23 protein-coding genes are annotated in these 25,799 nt (G+C 40.0%); 4 read left to right on the top strand and 19 right to left on the bottom strand.

Translation table 11 applies throughout. From position 1 onward, the window contains the following. Positions 1–5 precede the first annotated feature (5 nt). The 3 genes from BPR_RS11810 (at position 6) to BPR_RS11820 (ending at position 2,740) form a co-directional block, all read left to right on the top strand. The gene (locus BPR_RS11810; protein ID WP_013281722.1) at positions 6–635 is read left to right on the top strand and encodes an anthranilate synthase component II; all 630 of its coding nucleotides are present in this window, start codon (positions 6–8) and stop codon (positions 633–635) included. A gap of 161 nt (positions 636–796) precedes the next feature. Further along, positions 797–2,131: a type I glutamate--ammonia ligase gene (glnA, locus tag BPR_RS11815; RefSeq protein WP_013281723.1), complete on the top strand. Its 1,335-nt coding sequence runs from the start codon at positions 797–799 to the stop codon at positions 2,129–2,131. 60 nt (positions 2,132–2,191) lie between these two features. Beyond that, complete coding sequence (locus BPR_RS11820) at positions 2,192–2,740, top strand: ANTAR domain-containing response regulator (RefSeq protein ID WP_013281724.1); 549 nt, start codon at positions 2,192–2,194, stop codon at positions 2,738–2,740. A 14-nt stretch (positions 2,741–2,754) separates the two neighbouring features. On the opposite strand, the gene BPR_RS11825 is transcribed toward BPR_RS11820, so the two are convergent. The 6 genes from BPR_RS11825 to BPR_RS11850 all read right to left on the bottom strand — a co-directional run bounded on the left by BPR_RS11825 (position 2,755) and on the right by BPR_RS11850 (position 11,066). Next, positions 2,755–4,215: a response regulator transcription factor gene (locus tag BPR_RS11825; protein ID WP_013281725.1), complete on the bottom strand. Its 1,461-nt coding sequence runs from the start codon at positions 4,213–4,215 to the stop codon at positions 2,755–2,757. 4 nt (positions 4,216–4,219) lie between these two features. Then, positions 4,220–5,995 carry a sensor histidine kinase gene (locus BPR_RS11830; protein WP_242662165.1) on the bottom strand — a complete coding sequence of 592 codons (1,776 nt, stop codon included), beginning with the start codon at positions 5,993–5,995 and terminating at the stop codon, positions 4,220–4,222. Then, positions 5,988–7,598: an extracellular solute-binding protein gene (locus BPR_RS11835; protein WP_013281727.1), complete on the bottom strand. Its 1,611-nt coding sequence runs from the start codon at positions 7,596–7,598 to the stop codon at positions 5,988–5,990. Before BPR_RS11835 ends, BPR_RS11830 begins: the two co-directional genes overlap by 8 nt. Before the next feature lie 186 nt (positions 7,599–7,784). Continuing rightward, complete coding sequence (locus BPR_RS11840; RefSeq protein ID WP_013281728.1) at positions 7,785–8,612, bottom strand: carbohydrate ABC transporter permease; 828 nt, start codon at positions 8,610–8,612, stop codon at positions 7,785–7,787. 3 nt (positions 8,613–8,615) lie between these two features. Beyond that, positions 8,616–9,533, bottom strand: a complete 918-nt coding sequence (locus BPR_RS11845; RefSeq protein ID WP_013281729.1) for a carbohydrate ABC transporter permease — start codon at positions 9,531–9,533, stop codon at positions 8,616–8,618. Positions 9,534–9,641: 108 nt separating this feature from the next. Further along, entirely contained in the window at positions 9,642–11,066 is a 1,425-nt protein-coding gene (locus BPR_RS11850; RefSeq protein WP_013281730.1) for an ABC transporter substrate-binding protein, read from the bottom strand. 575 nt (positions 11,067–11,641) lie between these two features. On the opposite strand from BPR_RS11850, the gene BPR_RS11855 reads away from it, so the two are divergent. Continuing rightward, positions 11,642–12,337 (top strand): YczE/YyaS/YitT family protein, encoded by a 696-nt coding sequence (locus tag BPR_RS11855; RefSeq protein WP_013281731.1) that lies wholly within the window; start codon positions 11,642–11,644, stop codon positions 12,335–12,337. Positions 12,338–12,362: 25 nt separating this feature from the next. Here BPR_RS11855 and BPR_RS11860 read toward each other — a convergent pair whose 3' ends face one another. The 13 genes from BPR_RS11860 to BPR_RS11925 all read right to left on the bottom strand — a co-directional run bounded on the left by BPR_RS11860 (position 12,363) and on the right by BPR_RS11925 (position 25,795). Further along, entirely contained in the window at positions 12,363–12,965 is a 603-nt protein-coding gene (locus tag BPR_RS11860; RefSeq protein WP_013281732.1) for a 2-dehydropantoate 2-reductase, read from the bottom strand. Positions 12,966–13,080: 115 nt separating this feature from the next. Continuing rightward, positions 13,081–13,857 carry a hypothetical protein gene (locus tag BPR_RS11865; protein ID WP_013281733.1) on the bottom strand — a complete coding sequence of 259 codons (777 nt, stop codon included), beginning with the start codon at positions 13,855–13,857 and terminating at the stop codon, positions 13,081–13,083. Beyond that, positions 13,854–14,357 carry an RNA polymerase sigma factor gene (locus BPR_RS11870; RefSeq protein WP_013281734.1) on the bottom strand — a complete coding sequence of 168 codons (504 nt, stop codon included), beginning with the start codon at positions 14,355–14,357 and terminating at the stop codon, positions 13,854–13,856. Before BPR_RS11870 ends, BPR_RS11865 begins: the two co-directional genes overlap by 4 nt. A 96-nt stretch (positions 14,358–14,453) precedes the next feature. Continuing rightward, positions 14,454–15,980 carry a hypothetical protein gene (locus BPR_RS11875; RefSeq protein ID WP_013281735.1) on the bottom strand — a complete coding sequence of 509 codons (1,527 nt, stop codon included), beginning with the start codon at positions 15,978–15,980 and terminating at the stop codon, positions 14,454–14,456. 36 nt (positions 15,981–16,016) lie between these two features. Further along, on the bottom strand, positions 16,017–16,991 hold the full coding sequence (locus BPR_RS11880; protein WP_013281736.1) for an aminoglycoside phosphotransferase family protein: 975 nt from the start codon (positions 16,989–16,991) through the stop codon (positions 16,017–16,019). A gap of 337 nt (positions 16,992–17,328) precedes the next feature. Then, entirely contained in the window at positions 17,329–17,727 is a 399-nt protein-coding gene (locus BPR_RS11885; protein ID WP_052301826.1) for a hypothetical protein, read from the bottom strand. Continuing rightward, entirely contained in the window at positions 17,724–18,188 is a 465-nt protein-coding gene (locus BPR_RS11890) for an 8-oxo-dGTP diphosphatase (RefSeq protein ID WP_013281739.1), read from the bottom strand. The genes BPR_RS11885 and BPR_RS11890 overlap by 4 nt, the downstream gene beginning before the upstream one ends. A 92-nt stretch (positions 18,189–18,280) precedes the next feature. Continuing rightward, positions 18,281–18,778: an HAD domain-containing protein gene (locus BPR_RS19955; protein ID WP_013281740.1), complete on the bottom strand. Its 498-nt coding sequence runs from the start codon at positions 18,776–18,778 to the stop codon at positions 18,281–18,283. An 83-nt stretch (positions 18,779–18,861) separates the two neighbouring features. Then, positions 18,862–19,485 (bottom strand): hypothetical protein, encoded by a 624-nt coding sequence (locus tag BPR_RS11900; RefSeq protein WP_013281741.1) that lies wholly within the window; start codon positions 19,483–19,485, stop codon positions 18,862–18,864. Between the two features lie 52 nt (positions 19,486–19,537). After that, entirely contained in the window at positions 19,538–20,551 is a 1,014-nt protein-coding gene (locus tag BPR_RS19960) for a non-canonical purine NTP pyrophosphatase (RefSeq protein WP_013281742.1), read from the bottom strand. A 468-nt stretch (positions 20,552–21,019) separates the two neighbouring features. Next, positions 21,020–23,056, bottom strand: coding sequence for a zinc ribbon domain-containing protein (locus BPR_RS11915; RefSeq protein WP_013281743.1), 2,037 nt, complete (start codon positions 23,054–23,056; stop codon positions 21,020–21,022). Positions 23,057–23,071: 15 nt separating this feature from the next. Next, positions 23,072–24,010 carry a zinc ribbon domain-containing protein gene (locus tag BPR_RS11920; RefSeq protein ID WP_013281744.1) on the bottom strand — a complete coding sequence of 313 codons (939 nt, stop codon included), beginning with the start codon at positions 24,008–24,010 and terminating at the stop codon, positions 23,072–23,074. A gap of 30 nt (positions 24,011–24,040) precedes the next feature. Beyond that, complete coding sequence (locus BPR_RS11925) at positions 24,041–25,795, bottom strand: zinc ribbon domain-containing protein (RefSeq protein WP_013281745.1); 1,755 nt, start codon at positions 25,793–25,795, stop codon at positions 24,041–24,043. Positions 25,796–25,799: the final 4 nt, after the last annotated feature.

Raw genomic sequence — 25,799 nt, forward strand, 5'->3', positions numbered from 1 at the left:
CAGGCATGATACTACTAATAGATAACTACGACAGTTTTTCATATAACCTATACCAGATGGTAGGCGACATTGTTTATAATTCCAAGGACCCTGATCAGCAAAAAGACTCAGTATCCCGGAATAATTTGCCTGCAGAAGATATCCTCAAAGTGATCCGAAATGACGAACTTACAATCGAAGAAATCCGAAGGCTCTCACCGGATAAGATAATTATTTCTCCGGGCCCCGGTCGCCCTGAAGATGCCGGAATCATCATAGATGTGGTCAAAGAGCTGGGAAAAGAGATACCAATCCTGGGTGTATGTCTGGGGCATCAGGCAATCTGTGCTTCCTATGGGGGCGTAATAACCTATGCCAAGGAGCTAATGCACGGCAAGCAGTCTCATGTACACTTTGATTCCTCCTGCCCTATTTTTGCAGGACTTGGAAGCGAGGGAGATGTTGCAAGATATCACTCTCTTTCTCTTGACGCAGACACACTTCCTGAGTGCCTTAGTGTCACATCAACCACTGATGATGGAGAGATAATGGCAGTTCAACACCGGGAGTATTCCATTTTCGGCCTTCAGTTTCATCCTGAATCCATCCTTACTCCGGACGGTAAAACCATGCTCAAGAACTTCATTAAACTATGACTAAATGAATCTTTTTTTGTTGACACAAGCAGGCAAAAAAATTAACATTGTTTGTAGTAAGTTTAATTATGATTTTAGAAGGCAAGGGTGCCAAAGCAGCGACAACAGTGTTGTCCACTGTTTTGTGCACCTTTTTTCATTCATACAAACAGGAGGAAATCATGAGCAAATACACAAGAGAAGACATTTTCCGAATTGTAGAGGAAGAAGATGTTGCATTTATCAGACTGCAGTTCTGCGATCTGTTTGGTGTTCCCAAGAACATCGCCATTCCATCAAGCCAGCTTGAAAAAGCTCTGAGTAATGAGTGCATGTTTGACGGGATCTCAATTGATGGTTTTACCAGAGATGATGAAAGCGATATGTACCTCTACCCTGACCTTGACAGCTTTGAGATTTATCCCTGGAGACCTCAGGCAGGTAAGGTTGCCCGCATGTTCTGTAATGTCTACACTTCAGACAATAAGCCTTTTTCAGGTGACCCCAGATCAATCCTTGGCAATGTCATAAAAAGGGCTGCAGATATGGGTATCTCTTTTAAAGTTAACCCACGTCTTGAGTTCTTTTTATTCGACTACGATGACAATGGAAATCCAACTGCTACCACCAAGGAAAGAGCCGGCTATTTTGATGTAGCTCCGCTTGATCAGGGCGAAAATGTCAGAAGAGAGATCATTCTGAACTTAGAAGAAATGGGCTTTAACATCTCTTCATCCCATCACGAGATTGCCCCTGCCCAGCATGAGATCCAGTTTGAAGAGGAAGATGCTCTAAGGGCTGCTGACATGATCATGACATTCCGTATGGCAGTTAAGACGATTGCCAAAAAGCACGGTCTTTATGCCACCTTTATGCCCAAGCCCGTAGAAGGGATCAGCGGATCCGGAATGCATATGAGTTTTCTTGCTGAAAATTCAGATGGTGAGAATATTTTTGTTGATAAAGACGGGCAGCTTTCTGAGACTGCCGGAAGTTTCATCGCCGGAGTACTCTCTCATGCAAGAGGAATGACTCTTATCACAAATCCTATTGTTAACTCCTATAAGAGACTAGTTCCCGGCTATGATGCTCCTGTTAATATCTCCTGGTCCCAGTCATCAAACGGCAGAAGCGCTCTTATTCGTATTCCTTCAAGAAAAAGCTCTGCTACAAGAATTGAAGTTCGTAACCCTGATGCAACCTGCAACCCATATCTTGCTATTGCTCTTATTCTTGCAGCCGGCCTTGAAGGCATTGAAAAAAAGCTCACACCTCCTGCTGAGCTGACTGAGAATATCAGAAGTATCTCTTTTGACCAGACAAGTTCATCAAATGTGGATGTTCTTCCTATGACTCTTGGTGAAGCTATAACAGCCTTTAAAGCTGATGAGTTTGGCAAAGAGATTCTGAGCGAGTCTGTTTATCGCAAGATCATAGAAGCCAAGAAGGCTGAGTGGAAAGAGTTCCGCACCTGCGTGACAAAGTGGGAACTTGATAAATACCTCAATAATTTCTGATCAGGAAACCGTACCGGCTAATACTATTTATATAAAACAAGGATTGTTGAGGTTGGATTTGTGAATATTATCGTTGCTTTTGCCAAGGCAGAAGATGCCCATAAATTCAAAAGCATATTGCTCCGTGGCGGATTTGACAACATTACAGCTGTCACTTCCGGCATGCAGGCGCTTTCCGCCATGGAGGACCTTGGAAGCGGTGTCATTGTATGTGGCTACCGCTTAAGTGACATGCTCTATTCCGACCTTGTTGAAGATTTGCCCGGATACTTTCAAATGCTCATGATCGCTTCTGCTGACAAATCTCCTGCAGGCAACGATAATTCGCGCCTCATTTATCTTCCGACACCTGTAACCAAAGAAAATCTCTATTCCACCCTCAGTATGATGATGGAGGGAGTTTCCAGAGCCCGTCAGAAAGCAAAACAGCACCGCTTAAGTAGAAGCGATGCTGATAAACAGGTCATAAATAAAGCCAAGGAAATTCTTATGGATAAGCATCATATGACAGAGCCCGAAGCTCATAAGTATCTTCAGAAATGCTCCATGGAGTCCGGCTGCAACATGGTGGAAGCAGCCGAGATGGTATTATCCCTTGGCAATATGTGAGTATTGCACGATAATCATGTATTATTTGCTGTATTTCTGCGGTACTCAGTAGGTGATACTCCAACAAATTCCTTAAAGTTCTTCATAAAGTGTTTGTCATTGTCGTATCCAACCTTCTGTCCAATCTCATTAACTCTCATATCTGTTTCCTTGAGAAGGCGTTTAGCTTCGTCAATTCTGAGTTCCCTGATATAAGAGACAAAGTTTATTCCTGTATAATTCTTGAATGCTGTGGAAAACAGTGAATAATTCATCGATACATAATTAGATACCACGGCCATATTTATGTCTGTGTTGTAATTATTCCTGATATATTCAACTGCCTTTTGCATTTTTTTCTCAGCCTGGCCCTCCCCTGCCCTCTCCAGGAGCCTGCTGTTTTCCTCAAAAACAGTTTCAAAGAGAATCTCTTTATACTCAGACAGAGTTCCGTAAATATAGGGTCTTCCAACCCTTTCCCCGATATCTTTTTTATACACATTCGAGTATTCCTGCACAAAAAGACTCATAGCACTGTCAAAATCTTCCGGTTTTATCTGTCGTCTCCTGGCAGCTGTAAAAAAGGCGTTCCACTCTTTTTCAAGTGCTTCGGCTCTTTCTGTACCTGTAAGCTGAACTCTGGCACTGACTGCAGTTTTATCACACAGTTTTTTACCATTTTCATATAAAGGCTCCGGAACCTTAATGTCATCATCTGACAGAACTATCTCCTCGGAAAAGAAAGCTTTTTCCCTTCTCTCTTTGGCCTGAAGATAGGCTTTTTTGAGGTCTTTAGGGTCATTATATCCATCACTTATTCCGGCTGCTGAAACAATTTCTTCAGTTTCATCAGATAACCTGTTTCTGATTTCAGCCATTTTACTGTTACCTATAATAAAGACATCGGTTCCATCTATCTCTGCGATAGGAGTAAGCTCAGCCAGATCTTTTTGTATGTCGTCATTTCTGATAGCGGCAAGAATGTGATACTCCTCGCCAATATCAGCCCTTATCCTCCTGCCAATAATATCAAGGTCTTCATGGTCCTCGTTTCCATCAGTCAAAATGTACTTGAGAAATCTTTTCCCAAGCTTTTCGGTTTTCTGGGCAACATCATTCCTCTGGCTTATCTCTTTTTCCAGTTTCTCCATTACTTCTCTTAGCTTATCTCTCTCGACCGGCTTAAGAATATATTCCCTTACGCCCTGCCTCATCATTTCTACAGCATAGGAAAAGTCATCATAACCACTTACTGCGATTGTGATTGGAGTGTCCTCAAGGCTCTGCATTTCCTTAACAAGCTCTATTCCGTTCATTTTGGGCATCCTGATATCGGTAAACATGACATCTACATGCTTGTCCCTTAAAACCTCCATGGCCTTAAGCCCGTTGGCACATTCTATTACTTCATCAACAGGGACTCCGCATCTTTTTATCATGGTGGATATTCCCTGTCTGATCAACTTTTCATCTTCAACTACCAGTACTGTCTGCATGTATTTAACCTCTTTTCATCGGTATTTTCACGTAAACCTTGGTGTAGCAGCCTTCCATTGTTGCTACATCTATTCCGCATTTATCTCCATATTCCATGCGGATTCTGTCCTGAACATTCTTAAGTCCGATTCCGTTTCCTGAACCGCCCTCAGTCTTGATCTCTCCGGATATCTTTTTCCTGAGTATATCCAGTTCCTCATCATTCATTCCGCGCCCGTTATCAGTTATTTCTATAGTACAGAAGTCACCTTCAGGTATTCCCTTCATATAGATCGTGGTGTCATCTGCAAGTTCTTCAATGCCGTGGATAATGGCATTTTCTATTATCGGCTGCAGAGACATCTTGGGAATCCTCTGCTTCATGATCTCATCAGGCACATTCAGAGAAAGATATATCTCGTAGTCAAACCTTAAGTTAATAAGTGCCATGTAGTTCTTGATATACTCAATTTCCTCTGAGACCATAACTGTATCAGACGTCCATTTCATACTGTATCTAAGAAGTTTACCAAGGCTTGTTATGGCATCTGAAATATCGTAATCCTCTTTGATCTCAGCCATCATCTTGATGGATTCCAAAACATTGTAAATAAAATGTGCATTTATCTGATTCTGAAGAGCCCTGATCTGGGAATCTTTGACCAGAACCTCTCTGCTGATGTTCTCCTTCATGAGTTCCTGGATATTATCAAGCATCCTGTTGACCTGATGGGCAAGTTCTCCCATCTCATCATCTCTTCCGCTTTCTATGGTTCTGACATCAAGGTTTCCGCTTCTAACCTTTCTGATAGTCGCAAGAACCTCATAAAACTTCTTGAGCACATGGTTGACCACAACATCTATTACAAAGGCCATTCCTGCCAATATGATCAGCATTCCGATGATGTAGTTGGTCCTTAGCTTATAGACATCATTAAGGCTCTCTGAAATGTCATCTACAGATACAAGCGTTCCTTTAAGCTCAGGGATATACATACCTGATATGACGCTCTTCTTTTCTTTTTTATAGTTAGTTGCAATCCTTGATGTTTCACCTGTATCCTGAGCAGAGCGAAGAGTATTGGCAACCTCAATTGCAATCTCGGCAATGCTGTCATCTTCATTGCTTCCATAGATTATCCTGCCCTCATCTGTGACAAAGCAGCTGCTTTCCCCCTTCATATCCTCATACATAGAGGGAAACATAGTGCGCATAGTCATGTTGGCCTCTATCACACCTATTTTTCCGTGCTGTCTGTCAGTCACAGGAGTTATAAGGCCAATCATTGGAGAATCTTCATAACCTGCAAAAAGATTGTCCTGATAGTCAAAAAACCAACCGCCAATTGAAGCCATTCCAGCCCATTTCTGCCTGTTCATGCGACTATGCCCAAATAAAACAGGCATCATCTCCTGAACGTTATCATTGATGGCATAGTATCGCACTCCGTGAAGAACAGGGTTGTTATTGATAAGTCTCTCAAGAGCTGCCACGTCATTTCTGTAAATGTCAATTAGCTGTCTTGTACTGAACTGTCCGTTCTGCGCGGCGCATATTAGCACATTGTTCATGGTGTCATTGGTCAGAAAGAACTGTGTTGTCATGTTGATAGAATCGATGTTATTAGAGATGCTATCTCTTCGTCTCTCCATAGTTGCCTGCATGAAGCTGACATTTTCCCTTATAGAGGACTGTTCCATATTGTAAAAGACAATACCTCCAAGGATAGCTATCGGCAGCATTACAAAAATAAGGACAACGCCGGTCAGTCTGGTATTTAGTTTTAGGCCTTTACTCAATGCCAAGCTTTTCTTTTGCGCTTTCGACATACTTGTATCTCTTTTCCTGTAACTGCGAAAATCCCATAGCATTTCTGTCTGTTACAAATTTTTCAAGGATTTCATCAAACTCTTTTTCACTTTTGGCCAGGAGGAGGTTTTGAAGTGTCTCGCTCCATAATTTCTGAATTCTTGCGTTAGTGTAGGCATCCTCTGTATCAGCAGGAAGAATAATGTCATATACTCCTGTATATGTAGCATAAGGATAAGTCCATTTTTCAAGCTGGTCTATTGGTCCCGTAGTTTCCTGTTTCCACTTTAACTGCATTACATTATCCTGAAACATCCAGTAGGCATCATCTGCCCCATACAAAGCATCGTACTGGCCTCTGTCTGTATCAAGGAGCTTTTGAACTTCCGGTTTCACCACTTCTTTTCCGTCTATAACATCGTATGTAATGCCCTCAACACCAAGATAGATCGTCTTTTGCCCTTCTTCTGAGAGCATATAGTCTATAAATTCTATTGCCCTGTCAGGATTCTTACAGTTCTTACTGACCATGGTTATAGTCCATCCGCTTACCGTGTTGGTTGGGAGCACATAATCAGCACCATTCCTGTTTTTGGGACCATCCACTGCTATATATATGCTGTCCGGGTCCTTGGCATAAAGAGCTTTCTGCTGGGCTGACATATCGATATACTGATACAGCATGCAGAAATACCTTCCCTCTGCGATCTTCTCCTCCATCTGAACCCTCTGGTCTATGAAAAGATCTGTAGAAAGATATCCCTGTTCTCCCAACCTTCTGAACATCTTGAGCCATTTAATATACTCAGGATCGGTGTCTCTGTCATATAGCCTTCCGTCCTTCTCATAAGGAATAGCAAGGAAGTTCTGAAGATAGGCATCAAAAGAAACATTTCCCGTATCGTCAAAAATATGCGCACCAACAGGTATAAGGGGCTTACCATCTATTTCAGGAAACATCTCGTAAGCTTTTTTAACTGCAGCTTCAAACCCTTCTGTGGTAGTCATATCAGGGCTTCCTATGGCTTCATAGATGTCTTTTCTTACAAGAAAGGTCTGATTAGAGCCGATGTTGTCATTATTTGCCACGTCATCAGGTGTTACAGACGAACATGGATAGCCATAAACATTGCCATCCGGCTGGGTATACCAGGAAATTGCCTGGGGATCTGTAACCTCATAAAAATAAGGATCATACTCATCAGCCAGTGCATTCAGAGCATAAACCATATCTCCCTGTATCATCTCATTGACCTGAGGCTCCCACCAGCCCAGAGTAATCAGATCAGGAAGCGTTCCTGAAGCAATCAGCGAATTCAGTTTTTCTTCTTCATTGCCAAGTGGCGTTATGAAGTTTATATTGACGCCTGTCTTATTCGTTATTTCTTTGGACACAGCATTATCACCCCACTTGGTGTTAAACCAGGAGAAGTTGATATACCAGTCAAGCGTAACTTCATCACCCTGCATACTTGTAATATTAATTTCAGCGTTCTCAGAAGCCTGCTCATCATTTTCCATAGCGCCGCATCCACTAAGAGATAGAGCTAAGGCTCCTATGAGCAACAGGCTCTTATGAAACAGTTTATTCATCAAATAACCTCTTGTTGTATACTATTAAATTTGAAACTTCCAATTTATCAATATTACCATTTTACGTCAATAATAGAAAGTCATTCTGATAAAGTAATAAACTGTAAAATGAAAAAGAAAACGAAAAATCTAAGATAGGCTCTTTATGTAAAAAACCTATCTTAGATTATATTTTATTTCTTAAGATTATTCTTTTACACTACCTGCGGAAATACTGCTGATAATGTACTTGGAGCAAAAGCTGAATACGATGATGATCGGTATTACGGAAATAGCAACTCCAAGGTAAATAGCTCCCTGATTCTTCTGAAGATCCGTAGCTGCATTAAGAGTAGAGATCATTACAGGAAGAGTCATCTTTTTAGGTGTATTTAACAGGATCAAAGGAACAAGGTATGAATTCCAGTTTCCAATAAATGCTCCGATCGACATTGTTGCAATACCAGGTGCCATGATAGGAAGCACAATTCTATGGAAGATGTGGATTTCAGATGCTCCGTCAATTCTTGCCGCCTCCATAAGCGCCTTGGAAAGTGTCGCCTTAACATACTGACGCAGGAAGAACACTATTCCCGGTGATGCCATAGCCGGAATAATAAGTGGTATATATGAATCGATAAGGTGCAGTTTCTGACAAAGGTTATAGAAACCAATGAGAGACAACTGTCCGGGAATCATCATGAATATTACAATTATTCTGAATAAAAGATTGTTGCCCTTCCACTCATACATAGCCATTCCAAATGCTGTTATGGCTGAAAAGTAAGCTGTAAGGAGAGTTGCCGGGAGAGCCACTTTAACACTGTTAAAGAGTCCTCTGAAAAGATTTACATAATCAAATAACACTACCCAGTTGTCCTTAAGGCTCTTGCCCGGCAGGAAGGAAAATGAATGTGTTATTTCAACACCTGATCTGGTTGCGTTCACTATCATGAGCCAGAATGGAAGAATACACATCAGGGCAAGTCCTATCAAGAGAACATATAATATAAACTTTTTAATCTTATTAGCCACTTGTTAATCCTCCTTTCCGCCAATGAACTTAAATTCCATTACAGAAATAAACAAGATTATAAAGAACAGGGTGTACGCTATTGCTGAAGCAAAGCCAACCTGACGAGTTTCAAATCCAAATTTGTACAGATACATTACTACAGTCTGAAGGGTTCCGCCCGGATCACCTGATGTAGATGGGCCACCTGCTCCATTCATAAGGAATGGCAGGTCAAATAACTGAAGACCTCCAATAAGTGATGTTACAGCTACATATAAAAGAATCGGACGAAGAAGTGGAAGTGTAATACTTCCGAATACTTTCCATCTGCCTGCTCCGTCGATAGCTGCTGCCTCAAAGTAATCATTAGGAATTCCCTGTACTCCGGCCATAAGGATAATGAATGAGTTACCAAACCACATCCAGGCCTGTATTACAGAAATTACTCCCCAAGCAGTAGTTCTTTGTCCAAGCCAGTTGATCTGCTCAGAAACAAGTCCGCTCGCAAGAAGGATCTGGTTAACTGTTCCATATTTCCAGTCAAGAAGTGTCTTGAACAGGAATGCAACAGAAGTTGCTGCAATTAAGTTTGGAAGATAATAAACTGCACGGAAAATAGCAAGTCCGCGAATCTTATATTTGATGTCACTAAATACTATGGTCAAAAGAAATGCCAGTCCAAGCTGCAGTACAATATTAAGAGACCACATTTTTACTGTATTAAACAGTGAACGCCAGAAAAACTTGTCTTTTACCACTCTAATATAATTGGCAAGTCCGGTAAATTCAGGTTCACCGTAACCTTTGTAGGTAGTAAAGCTAAGATATAAAGTCCTGAAAACAGGATAAACACTAAAGATCAGGAAAACTATGATGAATGGGAGCACAAACAGATATGCTGCGTTGTTCCTGTTCTTTTTTTTAGTTCTTGCTGCTGCCATATTTTCCTCCCAAATTGATTACCAGTTGCACGCTCGTCCATAGATATTTTTCGGGGCGCTGCCGCTTTCGTAGCAGTGCCCCGAATTTATATAGATTAAGTTTAAGGATTAGCGCTCTATCTGGATTTCCGGATATGTAGATTCAACTACATCGTAGAACTCATTTATAGCTGTTTCCTTGTCTGCCTCGCCTGTCTTAACTGCTGTGCAAGCCTGTCCCCAAGCATCGTTAACGATCTTGTCGTAACGAGTTACCTTAGAGTAGTCAATTCCTGCAGCCTGCTCCTGCCAGAAGCTGTAAAGGTGCTGTCCGCCATAAACTTCATTAGCATCATCTTTGTGCTTCTCAAGAACAGATACAAGTGAAACTGTGTCACCTTCTGATTTCTCAATCCACCACTCAGCTGTGTTCTCATCAAGTGTTACCCATTTAAGGAAGTCCCAAGCCAGGTCTTTGTGCTCTGACATTGCTGAAATGCCGATGAAAGTACCCCCTCCAAAACCGTAAGCTGGTCCTGAACATACGCCCCATTTGCCTGATGTTTCACCAACATTGTCTCTCAGAGTAAGTACGCCCCAGCTTGGAAGTCCAAATGCAAATACCTGTGTTGTGTCAAGATCCTTAGTAGCTTCTGCGAATGCCTCAGCATCCCATACGTTTACTGAATCATCAGCATAACTCTGAACAGCTGCTGTAAGGATAGGTACCTCGCCAGCCATAGCCTGATACCAAGGTGTTGACCACTGGTTAGCATAAGCTGTAAGGTCGTTCTGATAAAGATCTACAACAAGATCCATATAGTCAAGACGCGCCTGGTCAAGGTTAAGCTTGCCATCAACTACCCAAGCTGTGTCTCCTGAGAAGTATCCCATCTCTGCATCTGAAGCAAAGATACGATAGCCATTGTCTTTAAGTTTCTGTGCTGTATCAAGGATTGTTGGGTAATCTGCAAAGAGCTTACCTACTTCCTCTGGATCATCTGTGCCGAATACTGTTTCTGCGATATCTCTTCTGTAGTAGATACCTGCAGGAGTGATCTGATAAGAAATTGCTCTCTGAATGCCATCTGCATCCTGTCCAACTTCCCATACATAATCAACGATCTGATCTGCGTAATCCTGTGCATTGTATGGAGCCTGATTAAGGTCCTCAAAATATCCTGCATCGTAGAAATCTTCAAGCATCTGAGGCTCGCCTACGATGATATCAGGTGTTGTCTGTCCACCATTAAGTGCTGTCTGAACCTTTGTTACATAGTCAGCAGGCTCAATAACAACTGTCTCAATCTGTACATCATGATCTTCTACATACTTCTCAGCGAAGGTCTGAAGGTCTTTTGCCAAAGTCCAGATAACAAGCTTCTCTCCGCTTGTTCCTACAGACTCTGTATTTGTGTTTTCAGGAGCTGCAGCTGTCTCTTCTGCTGCCTGTGATCCTGAATCAGTAGTTGCTGCGCTTTCGCTTCCGCAAGCTACAAGTGACATTGCCATAGCTCCGGCAAGAACGCTTGCCATTACTCTTTTAAATCTCATAACTATTCCTCCCTCCAATTACAATTGGCTTCATTGGTTGTTTGTTATGAGCTTATTTTAGTTTTGGGGAGGACATAAAAAAATGACACCTTTTATATTTAGGTGTCATTTTTTCAGGTGTACATAATATGAACAGTCAGAAATGTTTGTTTTCGTCTGCGTCGTAATTCATGGAGATTCGACTGTAAGAACCTGCCTCCTTTCAACGTTGTTCAAAACAGTCAGCAGGTTCTTACATTCTCATCTCATGAATTATCTCCTCGTCCGAGAACTGCACATTTCTGCCTGCTTCATACGATTATGACATAACTGAAGCATACCCGTTTTATGGAGGAAACATCGCGGCTAAGTCATATTTTTAAAGGGACTTTGTTCGATAGATAATGATTAACAAATAATTGTGTCAGTACACATTTATAAAGAGTGTGCAAGTATGCTATTTTTTATGTACAATTTGATTTTGTTTGTGTATAATTCTGTGGGCAGGTAGTCCCGATGAGAATATTGCTTTTCCTCAGAAATTCAATATTCGAAGTCATAATCGTTGAAATGTATTTTATAAGAAGAGTTTTGGTATGATCAGTAGATTTAGGAGTTTAAGAGAAAACCGCACAGTTAGTGCGATCTTTGCAAATATGATACTTGCGGCTGTCAGCCTATTTGTTAATGGTTTTGGCGTATATATGACCATTCAGGCCAATATCGGTGCAGGTCCCTGGGATGTCTTAAATCTTGGGCTTGCAAAGAGTCTTGGAATATTGTATGGAACAGCCTCTGTAGCAGTATCTTACGCGATTCTTGGTATAGATATAGCCTTGAGAGAGCCGATTGGTATTGCAATGTTCATAGATGCGTTTGTCGTTGGAAAATCAGTAGACTTTTTTAACAGATTAAATGTAGTCCCTAAATGTGAGTCACTTTCCAGTGGAATACCCGTGATGCTGATAGGGCTTGTGATCATAGCATATACCCAGTACACATATATGAGTGCTTCTCTTGGCTGCGGTCCAAGAGATACTCTGCTGGTGGCACTTACCAAGCGCGCCAGAAAGGTTCCTATCGGCGCTGTCAGTATAACTCTTTTGAGCCTTGCAACACTGATTGGATGGCTCCTTGGAGGCCCTGTAGGTATAGGCACACTAATCTGCGCTTTCGCCACAGGACCAATAATGCAACTGGCATTTTCTTCAGTTAAGTTCGATGCTACAAGCGTTCATCACCAGCATCTGGCTGACTCCGTAAGAGTTTTTGCTCACAAAAAGGTTGCCTGAACAAAAATCGAGCGTTGCTCTGAGATCATCCCAGAGCAACGCTTTTTTCTATAAATTCCCAATCAGGGCATCTTGTATATCCGGAATTCGGGAACTGGACTTCCTGATTCCAAGGACGGTTAAATACCATTACCTTAAGGTCCGGCATGTGGTCAAAGAATTTGAAAGCTGCAGGTGAATCTTCTACAGCATAATCAAAGTGCATTTTGTAATAGTCTTCAAGCTCAAGTGTGAACTCACTATTCTTGATAAAGCTGTCGCGCCCGTACTTATTAAGGCAAAAAAGCTTAACTCTCTCAAGTCCATGCTGATCAAGCCACAAACGTGATGGTTCGTAGGCACTGCTGGGGCGGCCAGTAATTATTGACACATTCGCACCGCTATCAATCCAGTTATTAACTACTCTGGATGCTCCATTAGTTTCTTCAAAAGAAAGAAGCGCTTCCGGAGTATGAGCCTCGATCATCATATGCTCGTACTCTTCTTTTGTAAGATCAAATGACCTTTGAAGGTCAAAGAATTTAACATCCTCGTAGGGCACTTTTTTACCATATAAATTCTCAACAAGACCTGTAAAATACCTTGCTGTCTCGCAGAGACAATCATCAAAATCAATGTAAATATTCATAGTACTTCCTGATATATCCTTTTCTATATTTTTATCATTCCTTTTCAGGAAAATAAATAATACCACAGATTTTGAATCTGGTCATCTCCTACTGAGCAACTTGTTTTTCTGAGTCTCACCTTGCAAGAATTATTTCTTTTGCCATATCAAATAGCTCATCCTGCGTCATATCAAGGTCAAATCCTATCAAAACGTATGAAATACCATCCATTTCAAAGTCTATCGAGCTAAGATAATCGGTATATCGCTCATCACTTCCAACGCTAATAGAAAAATGCCTATCTTTTTCTTCTCTTTCAAGTTCTTCCTCACTAGGTTCTTCATCAACGGGAAGATTTAAGCACTCTGTGTAGTTATAGTATACGGTTATTCCCTCAATTTCCCTGACAGCTGTGTCTTCCTCATGCGGATCATCATACATTTCTGCAGGATCAGCATTGACACTGATCCAAGGGCATCCCTCTTTTTCATAGGTTATATCGATCCCTTTGAAATGCCTGAGGTCATTGCCATCTTCATCCTGGGTCTTGGCCTCTTCAACCTCCATATAATCAAATTTATATCCGTTACTAAATGATTCAATAGCTGCTATATCAAGATCAGCTTTTTCTTCAATTCTGGACAGATCTTCAAAGTTACCGGTTCTGGTATCTATTCTGTTCCAGCTGACTATTCCCGCTGCTTCTCCTGCCGCAAAGGCAGTTGCACTAAATATCGTCATACATGCTGCAACAACTATTCCCAGTTTTCTAATATCAAGTTTTCCCTTCATACGACCTCCATTCGCATTTCCGCCATTCATTATCCGGCGAACCATATGCTCTTTTTCATGATCAGAAAATTTGATATTCTCCATGGACTCTATATAGTTTTCTATTTTTTCTCTCTTCATAGGACCTGTTCACCTACCTTATATACGCTTATGTATTCCTCTGATAATGTATCCTTTAGAATCTTCCTGCCTCTTGATAGATATTTGGAAACTGCTGTCTTTCTTTTACCCATGATATCTGCAATTTCCTCCGTATTATATCCCTCGAAATAATACAGATAAATGGCGGTCCTGTAATTCACCGGAAGTTTCGAGATTTCTTCAAGTACCTCAGAACCTTGCTCCTGCTGGATTTCTTTTTCAAGTGCTTCATCCAGTGGTACAGTTTTCCTGAAAAATGCATTCTTCCTAAGATCATGGCAGGCATTTATCGTAGTTCGTATCATCCAAGCCTTTTCATGTGCTCTATCCTCAAAGAGTATGGTGCTTGTTAAATACTTTAAGAAAACTGTCTGGCATATATCTTCACAGTCGTAGGTCTGCTGAAGGTAGTTGTAACTTATTCTCTTTATCATGTCAGAGTAGGTATCTACAACGCGTCTGACTTCCTGTTCATCCATGTGCGAATATTCTCACTTTCTGTTTCTATTAGAAGGCCTTCTATTAGTAATACGATTCATGAAACAAAAACTGGACAAAATAATTAGAAAAAATATTTACTTCTCCCCAACATATTCAAAACTCAGTCCCTTATTATGTGAGACATAGAGTCCTGAGGGGTGTTTTCCCAGTTTCTCACTGTAATAATCCCCTGACCACTGACTCTGACCGGCTAGAAGGTATATATCTCCGTTATCAGCCCATACTTTTTCAGGAATCAGGAATGGATTGTAGATTGTTCCATCAGCAAGTTTGACTTTGGCTGATGGATAATTTATCTGGGTAAAAGACCTGCCTCCATCCTCAGTTCTATAAAGATATGCGTTGTCTCCTCCGTTGTAGGTAAGGCATGCAAAGCCAAGGTTTGTATCATCAATAAAGGTAATCCATGTTGCCTGCCCTCCGCTTCCGCCAAAGGGATACTCATTTATAACTTCGGGTGTATCTCCTGCCTTTTTGTATGCTGCAAGAATGTAGTAGCTGCTGCCTGCTGCCCTGTCAACAGGATACATGCCATAGGTAATGCCATCGTTAGTTGTATAGGTACAGTCGGGCTCTATATCTTTTAAATAGTCATCGCTCCCGTTATCCACAAACTCGAGCATTCCATAGTTTATATTCTGCTCAGGGTAATCCTCCGAAGTCAGCATAGTATCTATAAAGTCATATATTCCTTCATAAAGAGCATCTCTGTTATAGTTTCCCTCGATATATGGCGATGGATCAAATTCTCCTGTTACTGAAGGCATTATTACCCCAACGGCTTTATATATCCAAGGTGCCTCATCATAAGGAACCTCCTGAAGGCACTCTTCCAGCCAGTCGCAAAAATTCTCGCAAAACCAGGTCATATCCTGCATTCCGCCTTCTTCAAGAATCGCAACCTGTACTGTTCCTATAGCATTTTCACTGCACTCTTTTTCCTCCCAGTACAAACCTCTCTGAAACTTCTCGGGAAATGTATTTTCTGTTATCTCAATGTACTTGTTTAGAAGTTCATACTCGCGACTTTTCTGCTCACTCTTTTCATCTGTCATATCCTCTGCGGAATCACTAGGGGTAGCTCCAAGATTATCCTCAAAGCCACTGACATAGGCATAAAAAATGCCCTCAGCTACAGAGTCTGCTGAAGAACCTATTATTCTTTCAAGTCTTCTATAAAACAATCCATCTCTGGACCATATGGAATAGCTGTCATCCTCCAGTTTGCTGGTCTGCCTTATGAGCATCAGATTGTCTTTTTCAAGGGCAACATGCCCATAATTATAATCAAATATAAGATGCAGCCACCTTCCTGCCAGGAAAATTATCAGCACGAAAGATAGGACGAGACTTACGCCTCGCCCTATATATTGTAATGGTCCCTCTATGTGTTTGCTTCCCCTTATCCAGAACAGCGCACATCCGGCAACTATAACAATCTGCCATATGACTATCAGGTATAACCCCATGCTGTTATAGCCCTCATATAGCTTGCGCAAATGTGTCTCGCCAAGCTTGAGCCTGATAAATACTATTGTCACAAAACTAAGAATTGCCAGCAAAACTGACAGTATTATGCATATTTTCTTATTAGTTTTCATATGAAGCCTCTTTTGACTCACCTTTAATATAGACTGTTATAGTATTGCAAAAGCCATGTCATACATTTCTCTTGCATCATTGGTATTTCTTATGTAATTAGGTTCATCAGGCTCATATCTGACATATTTTTCAACTTCCTCAATAAGAGCCAGGTAACAGACTGCTAACGCATATCTAACTTCAGTCTCTTTAGAAAGAACTATCTTCTCTGTTGCTGTTTCATTATAAATATCCAGCTCTTTCTGTTTTGTTGACAACGGTGCTTTTTGCCCTGTACCAAGGGTAATGAAGTCAGCCACCGGGTCACCCCAAAATCCGCGCTCAGGATCAATCCAGCAAATCTTGCCATCGTTATATAAGACATTGCTGTCCCATAGGTCAAAGTTCACCATTCGGCAAGGCACACTCCGGAGGAGCTTAGCGTGTTTATCAATATATGAAATAAACTTCTCCCCATCAGGTGTCTCGTATCCAAGTGACTTGCAATCCTTAACGAGGTTACCTGCCATGGACTTTAGCGCATCATACCATGTATCATGAAGTCCGGACTGTCTGTAACCAAACTTGTCATTTTTGATCCTATGTATCTTTGTAAGCATTTCTATTTTCTGCTTTTGAACATTTTCATATTCACGATCAGAAAACTTTACAGCCCACAAGGGCTCTCCCTCCATCATCTGCATGATAAAGCAGTTGCTTTTAATAATATTCTGAGAAAAGTCGGACACGTATACTTCCGGGCAAAGAATATCTGTGTTCTCATGCATCATCTTATACCAGAAAACTTCTGATTCCATCATGTTTTTCTCATATGAAAGGACCATAGCTCCCTCTGGAGGTGCTATCTTAAGTGCATATTTCTGACCATCATCAAGTACCACCTTATACGCAGAATTAAACTCTCCATTGCCAAGTGGTGAAATATCTGTAGCACTCCCAAGTTTATGAAAAGAAAAAAGTTCCCTTATTTCTTCAAGTGAAGCTTCATATTTCGTTTTACTTTTGATCATAATTTAATCCTTTCCAATCACCAGCGCTTCATGTTCTTTTGAAACTTGTTTGTATATGTCTCCTTTAACTCCTCTGCAGTTATTCCACAGCAAAGAAGCACATCGTTATAGTACATTAAGACATCTGCAAGCTCTTCTATCAGGTGCTCACGCTCAGGGTTATCTGCATTAGAAGCTTCAGGACCATGCTTCTTCCCCTTAACACTTTCTTGTAAGTAAAATTACTTCTCCATTCCTATAGTTCACTCGCTCTTTATCCGCTTTGAAGCCCACATTCTTCATTATTCTGATCAAAGTATGCATAAAGAAGCCATGTGTGACTACGGCACAATCCTCATTATGCTTTATTATCATGTTCACAAACTGCTCTCTTAGAGGTCTGCTTCCTGCCTTCAGGTTGTCTTTTATTTCCGATTAGCCACTGTAGCCTTCCTAGAAAATTCCAAACACTAAGCGGCAAACGTATTGCTATATCAAATCCTGAATGAAGCGGAACCTCATTTAGCAGTGCTGTCCTATTGAAATCCTCTTCTCCAAATATCTTTTCTGCAGTTTGTAGAGTCCTGTCCAAATCGCTAATATAAACTATTTGAATATCATCGTTCACTGTATCTACAGATGCCTTATCAATCGGAGCTTTGTCATATAACGCACATTGCTCATCAAACTCAGCAGATGTGCACCACTTTTTCCAGTCATGAAGTACTTTGCCATGCCTAATTATCATTACTCTCATTTAACAGATACCATCCAGTTATCACCCTCAACAAGATATTGGAACTCTGTAAGTTCAGGATTATTTATAACTTCCAGTAGTTCTTCCAAGTCATCAACTGTTTCAAATTCTGACAGTTTACTTTTCTCTACCCACTCCATCTGGCCTTCATCTGAAGAGATAACATTTCCGACAAACTCGCATGTTTTGAAAAGAAATACTATATATCTTCCATTTTCGTATTTACCGTCCCTGACTGGAAACTGCTTAACTCCAGCAAGTCGTGGGTTCTTTATATCCAGGCCGGTTTCTTCTTTCATCTCACGAATTACCGCATCAACAAAAGACTCTCCCATTTCGACATGACCCCCTGGAAGAGTGTAGCCTTTCCAATCCTCTTTGACTCTATTTTGAAGCAGCACTTTGTCTCCATCTGAAATGAGGCAAAGGACTGTTATTTCTGATATTTCAGTTCTGCTCATGTTTTCCTCATCATGCTTTATAGTTTTAAAATATCCCAAACATTTTTACCATTTATCTTCTCAAGTCTTAACATATAATCTCTTCTTTCTTACTAATTTCCCAGTAGTATAGTTATAGCTTTTTCAACATCTTTTGTAGTAAGGCCAACCTCAGCATCTGTCTTTACCTGATGTTTTTCAATCTCACTATTATGAAGTTCAAGATCATCAAGTACTACCCAATTCGCAGAGGGATTATCTTTTAACCACAAAAGTATTTCATCAGCTTTTACCAGGCTAAACTTCCTGGTCTTTCTTATCTCTTCCGTAGTTAAGTCTGGTGTTACTCCTGCAATCGTAATGCCTGCTTCCTTCATTGTGTTAGCCAAAAAATCTGCTTCCGTCCTTAATGGTTTCATCGTTTCATCAAACCAAAATCTCCAGCCAGAATGAAGAATTATCTTAGCATTAGTTCTTTTCACAAGGCTTCCAAGTAACTTTACTGCCTCAGAATCAATATATTTGCCATTACTAATCTCACGTTGATGATCGTTGTCCCAAAACTTCGAATTAAGGACTCCATCCACATCAAGGAATATTACATTGCTCATAATACAACCCCTTACTAACGTTTTTATATAAAAAAATATCCTTGCATCTTTGGCAAGATTACTCTTGATCTTCTTCAGTTCATTTATGAGTTTTTCAGCCAATCCATAGAACAAAGGTAATCATAAAAAGTCTGATATTCCGGAACCTCCCACTTGCCTTCTACATATGCAAGCAAATCTGAATCGGCTCTGTAATCTTCGATTGCACATTTGCCATATGAGTATAAATGGTCACAATCTTTTCCCAGCCAGAAATTCCCAGACTCCACATCATAAACCATGGTTTGATATTTATTATCTGTCCCTGGAAACAGTTCTTCTTCACATAGATCTATCACAACATAGTGGAAATGATTTTTGTCCGCACCAGTAAGTTTCTCTATTCCAAAGTTGTAATCAGTTACTTCAAACAGAAAGCTGTTAGCTGAAGCGTTTCTGTAGAGTCTGAAAATAGCTTCGTAGCTGTCATTGTGCCTGTAGAAATCATTAAGATCATATCTCATCTTATGCCTAAAGGTATTTCTATGGCCATCTTCCTCAGATAATGATACAAATGAGTATCTGTACACCTGTGGGATATAGAAAGACGCCTCCTGAGACTCTTCAGCCTTTTTCCCGCAAGCGCATAGCTGAAAGGCCATCAATGCCAATAATAAGCCAATCGCAAATCTTGTTCCTGTTCCATTATGTGTCTTCTTCAAAAACATATAAAATATCCTCATCAGTATCATAGATAGCTATTTTTAGATAAATGTGTTTTTACAATTTGCCTTTTAAATATTTGTCAGCCTCCAGAAGATTACGCTTTGGTTCATCATATTCTAATACTGAAAGGGCTTCATCCAATCTCAAACTCTTGAGTGATATAACTTCCTCTGGCTGCAAAATATGAGGAACTTGATCTGAATACTCAGCCAAGAATAATACCACTTGTCTTTTAACATTTGGACGTTCAGCAGGATAGTATTCCTGAATTTCCCTAAATCCATGTAACAAGTTTAACTCCAATCCAGTTTCCTCTCTTATTTCTCGGATTGCCGTTTCTTCCTCTGTTTCTCCTATCTCAATGTGTCCTTTAGGGAAACTAATAAATCCGCTTGTTTCTTCTACAAGCAGATATTCTACTTCACCATTTACAATTTTATAAACAATTCCACCACATGATTTTTCCGGTATGATATGGCTTTCCTGCAGAAATTTAATGCACTTTTTGTCAAAAGAGCTTGCAAGAACTGAAAGCTCATCTAATGAGCAGTCATTAAAGTACTTGCCGTTGGCAGGACAAATCGTTACAACATCAAGTGGATTACCTCTATGTTGCCTGTTAACATTTGGTTCATTAGATATGTAAAAATCATCATCAGGTATTTCTGTAGTGTATTCTTTTCCATCTATAATAAGAACCAATCCTGTAATATAACTAGCCTTCAGCCTTCCTCCGTATCTTGCAGCCAGATTACTATAATGCTCAATCATTTCCTCTTCCGATAATGTCTTACCTTTTACCCTGCGCACAAATAATCCTGGCTGCGCATCTGCTGGAATATCATCTACATAGAGCCCTGAATCTGCTGCTAATGTCGGAAGTCCTGTTTTTTCATAATATGCCATTGCCTTTAATCTGGCATTCTCTATAGGAGTACTGCCTGATTCATCGACATCTATATGAATTCCCAGGTCTTTAGGAGTAATAATCTCTATATCATATCCCGTGAGCCTGTATCTCATATTGCATATTTTTGAGTCGTTACTTGTAGCATATAATAATTGCATATTTCAAATACCTTTCTCACAAGCTTATTCATCACCCTTGCATCCACTCAGCAAGCAATACGCTTTAATATTATTTCAACATTGGTAGCTACTTCGGCAGTTCCATTACCAGCTCCATTTAAACCACAAATAATGATACGCATAGTCTTTTTACTCCCCCAAATATACTCAATACGTTTCTTTATTGTACGAAAAAAGAGCCCCAAGCACAAGGCTTGAAGCTCTTTATAAGTTCAGTGTTTATGCAATCCGATAAGATTACTCAACGATTGTAGCAACCTTACCTGATCCAACTGTACATCCACCCTCACGGTTTAACGTTTATTATATCTATTTGAAAAGCCTTTATTTTGCGTGGCTTCTGTTCGCACATATCTCTTGTTTCGCTGTATTTTTGATGGTTTTTGAAATTTTTAGAGCCATTTTAGAGCCAATGACCATCACAACTGGCTATCTAATATTTTTTCCTCAACGCACTTTGCCCGTGACATCTTTTAGGTTAATGCCCATAAATCTAACTTTTTTGTCAAATCCATAATCATAAAGATTATATTTTTTAGAGTACACCCCGCTTCCCGATCCGGGGCTTATGCTAATTGTTGAATAGTCAGAATCTCCCTTGTTAACTCCGCTCGAATTCTTAACCGCATTTGCATTAAAAGTAACATTAAAATCCTGATACTCTGTTAGCTTTCCATCAATAGGCGTAATCTTTATTGTCACCGTCATATCTTTTGAATTGTAGTCATAATCATATGTGAAGTAGTCTTTGAAATTTTCCGTGCTTAGTTCAGTATAATAACTTTCATCATGGTCGTGATTTTCTTCTGAATAAGCATTATCCCCAACGGGAGCTTCAGCCATCTCTATTCCAAGAAGTTTAAAGCCAACACAGTTATTCCAGAAAGGTTTTACATGGAATACATAGATTCCATTCCCTGGCTCTTTTGCATCACGATGGTCTTCCCAAGGCTCTCCGCTGCCGGAAATATCATAAACCGGACCAAAGTGATAATCAAAGCAATCCAATTCTTCATTGTAATCCCAGTCATCAGGGCCATCAACACCGCCCTCTCCTGCGTACCCCCAGGCATAGACTATTTCGTCATAATCTTTGTTATAGATATAAAGTAACCTATCTCCGGGACAAAAATCATAACTATCCTGTAAAACAACATTAGTGTTTAATTCCATATTAAACACATCCCTATAGAATGTCCTTGCATAGTTTAGCAGGCCTTTTTCCAGGGATTTTTCACCACATGCCAATGAACTGTAATCTTCAAACGAATCCCCAAGTTCGTCCTTGTAATAAAAGTCGTAATCATCATCTTGATGCCATCCAATATATGCTATTCGTTCACTCTCAACAGTTCCCTCGCCGCCGTTATTACCAGCATAATAAAATAGCTGCAAAAGAGATTCTTCCGTAGAAAGCTTTTCTGCGATTTCTTCTATACTTCCAAGCGGCATCTCGTAGTCATAATCAGTCCCGTAAAAAGCAGCGGTTCTCTCAGTCCTTTCCATACAGTCAACATAATACCGGATTATCTCCTGCAAAATCTCTTTCTGCCAGTCAGCCAAATGGAAATTCGTGTATCTGCTATCAACAAAATCCGCATATTTATCCGGCGTACTTCTGCTTGTTCCGCTGAATGCACAGAGCCTATACATCACATCAGAAAAATATGCCTTATGTTGGTCATCTTCCTGTGTTGTAGGACGTGGATATGTAAATTTCATCTGATATACATATTCACTTTCAATTCTGCACAGATCATATATACAATCAGAATTTGCTATGCTCCCGACATATCCCCTCATAATAAGTGTGCCATGACCACCATCAGTTGATACACCATTTACTTCCACTCTTGGAGCAAAAAAGCTCTTTTTCTCATGGTCAAAAACATATTCCGTCATTGCTTCCATTGTCTTTTCATCAACATCAGTGATTTCATTCTGATATACTGTAAAAAGAGCTGTTGAACCATCCGAACCGGCCATTTTCACCTGATGAAGTATCCTGCCATATTCTCCACCTTCCATGTCACTTACTACTTCTACGTCATTGTAAATATCTGATGGATAACCAAAGCTAAAACTTCCTATTCCGGAATCATACTTTTTATACTGGGTATAATCCAAAATCTGAGCAATGCTATAATCTGCATCGTTATCAGATGAAATGCCAAAGTTTGCCAAAAGCTCCTCTTTAGTATTCTCTTCCGATAGTTCCTCTGCATTAGCATCCGTCACTTCATTAATTTCATTTTCTCCATTAGCAACAATTTCTTCATTACCAGCAGATTGACCTACTTTGTTATGATTTAAATTTAGAACTACCAGCACTATAATTACCAAAATCGCAGCACCAAGACCGCTTCCAATAACAATACTTTTATTGATAACTCTTTTCTCTGCAGGTACATCAAGCTTTGTTCCGCACTTAGGGCAGAACTGCGCTCCCTTTCTTAATTTTGCTCCACAATTTGGACAATTCATAACCAAAAACTCCTGTTATTTCTTTCTCTTTAAGTCAAAGCTCTGATTCAAAGCGCTTACAGTCAGAGTTTCACCGTTTACCTCATAGTCCATATCAATCGACAACATGCTAGCAATAAAACTGTCCGATGCAACCTTAAGGCGCACTGTATCATCATCAACCTCAGTATAGGTGAAAGCATCTGCCCCAAAAGTTCCTGTAGAATCAGCAATCTTAACAGTTCCGTCTTTCCCAATAGTTAACGTGAATGTTCCTGACTCATTGGTCCAAGTGCCGTAGAGACTGCTGAAAAGAACTTTGGCTGCATAATCCAGCTCATTTCCTATTTCATTTGCCTTTTCTTTTGCTACGTCAACTGCCTGATCTACTGCAGATTTTTCCTCTGCATCCTCAGTTTCATTTCCGTCATTTTGCCCCTGCGATACCACATCCGTTACAATCTGAGTAAAGTTCTTAGATTCTTCCGCATTTTCAGATTCTATGTTTTCATATCCTACTTTATCTGCTCTCTCCTCGTCTTTTGAAACGCCTTTTAAAGGATTGATAATGAGAATTATCAGCAAAAGAGCTGCTACATGCGCACCACCCCAGATAAGATGATGCTTAAGCTCTATTCCTTTCCACTTATGTTTAAAAAGCCTGTTCCAGTTATATCCGTACCAATCAAAGAAATTTCTTGTACCTTTCTTTGCTGCTTCAATTTTTTCTGAAGCATCGAAGTTTTCTATCTTCTCAGCAGTTTTATCCTTAACCTCTTTTGCCGCATCTGAAATATCCAAAAGAGTTTCGCCTGCTTTAGTTTTTATATTTTCAGCATTAATCTCAAAACTCTTTTCTATATTATTTCCAGCGCCTGCTTTCTCACTTCTTCCTTTCGAAACAATCCTTTCTCCACAGACAGGGCAGAACGCTGCACCTTCTCGTATTTTTTCTCCACAATTATTGCAATACATATCCCAACACTCCTTGTAACTAATAAATTATCATTTCAACATAAGATCAAACAACGATAATCCGCCGCGTCTGTTAGGAATCCGAGACACATACCTGATATTTTCACCTTTATCATCAATCTGTCTTTCATCACGCCCGCCATAAAAGTCATAATCAGTTGTAACGACATACCCTATACTTCTATAATTATCGTCTGAGTTATAATCAATACACTTTGTACAATTCCCATAATTATCATAAAACCGCTCCTCGATTAAAACCTGACGCTCTCCGGTTTCGTAATTATCCATGTACCTACAAGACTTGGTTAAAATATTGTTCTCATAGAACATTTCTTTTTTAACGTGCTTTTCACCATCCCATTCGCTGTATTCCTCATATTTAACAGCATTTCCGCTATCATCATAAATCAGCTCACCAATATCGCATCCACCGTCCGGATAAGTCTTTTTATATTTCTTCAAAATACCTCCTTCGGATAGATTGTAGTCATACTCATATTCCTCTATTGTCACTTTGGAATCGGAAGTATCTCTTTTAATCAAAAGATTTCCTTGCTTATCGTATTCGTAGTCAATTGTTTCTTCATTCTGAATGACATCTGTATCTGAATGCCAGATATGGTAGCTATGCTCCTTTATCTTATTTCCATTCTCATCATAGGAATATTCGCGAACATCATCACCAGCAAGGCACTTTATCTCCCTATCATTTTCATCGTAGAGTCTTTCTTCATTCCACTTGTCATCATAAGTATGTTTTATCCTCTTTCCCTGATCATCAAGCTCATATGAGTACGAAACATGCTCCTCGATATCTGAGTAATATGTATAAAAATTCGTAATGTCCCCACTTTCATTGTATTCGTACTCATAATGATAGTCGGGTTCAGCATCGTTCTTTGAATATTGGAACATATTAGTGATGTTTCCGTTTTCGTCATACTCATAGGCAATTTTCCCTATTTTGCTGCCATCTTCTCGGTAAAACACATCTATTTCAGTATTATTTTCACGATTATGTTCAACAATGTATCTGATTCCACCAACTGTTTTATACACTTCCTCTTTTTGAGCATTACCTTCATGATCAAAATAAATCATTTTCATAAGGCTGTTATCTTCAAAATACTCATAGCCATATGAATAATCAAAGGTCCCATCTTCGTTATATTGGGATTCTTTTATGAGATTTTCTCTTTCATCATATTCGTGGACAAATCTAAGAGCACCGTTCCTATTATATCTCGCTTCATATTTCAAATTTCCCTCATCATAGTATTCATTCAGGTATTCCGGCATCTCAGCCCCATAAAAGCCTGAGTCCTTAATAACCACTCCATCTGAGTTATACACCGTTTCCTGCTGAACATAACCGTCTTTGCTGTATAGCAGTTCTTTACTTACATACCCGTCTGTATAATAGACCTCCTTAACAATGCTCCCATCACTATTTGAAAATTGCTCCATCAAAAGTGTTCCGTCATCTGCATACTCTCTGTAAACATCATCTTTTTTCTCTTCATGCTCAGAAGCTGCCTCTATAGCTGTTTCCTGCTTCTCTATGACAGTTGCCTCAGACGCTAAAGTTTCCTGCTCTACAACAGTATTTTTTTTCACTAAAATAACTCCTATAGTTCCCACTATTATCGCTATAATAGCAATCATGATGATTACAACAATATTTTTACTTACTACCTTTTTCTGTTTATTTATCCTATTGCCGCAGACAGGACAAAATGCTGCTCCATTTCTTACCTCTGCCCCACAATTGTCACAATACATTCCA

The sequence above is a fragment of the Butyrivibrio proteoclasticus B316 genome, assembly GCF_000145035.1.
Lineage (GTDB): Bacteria > Bacillota > Clostridia > Lachnospirales > Lachnospiraceae > Butyrivibrio > Butyrivibrio proteoclasticus.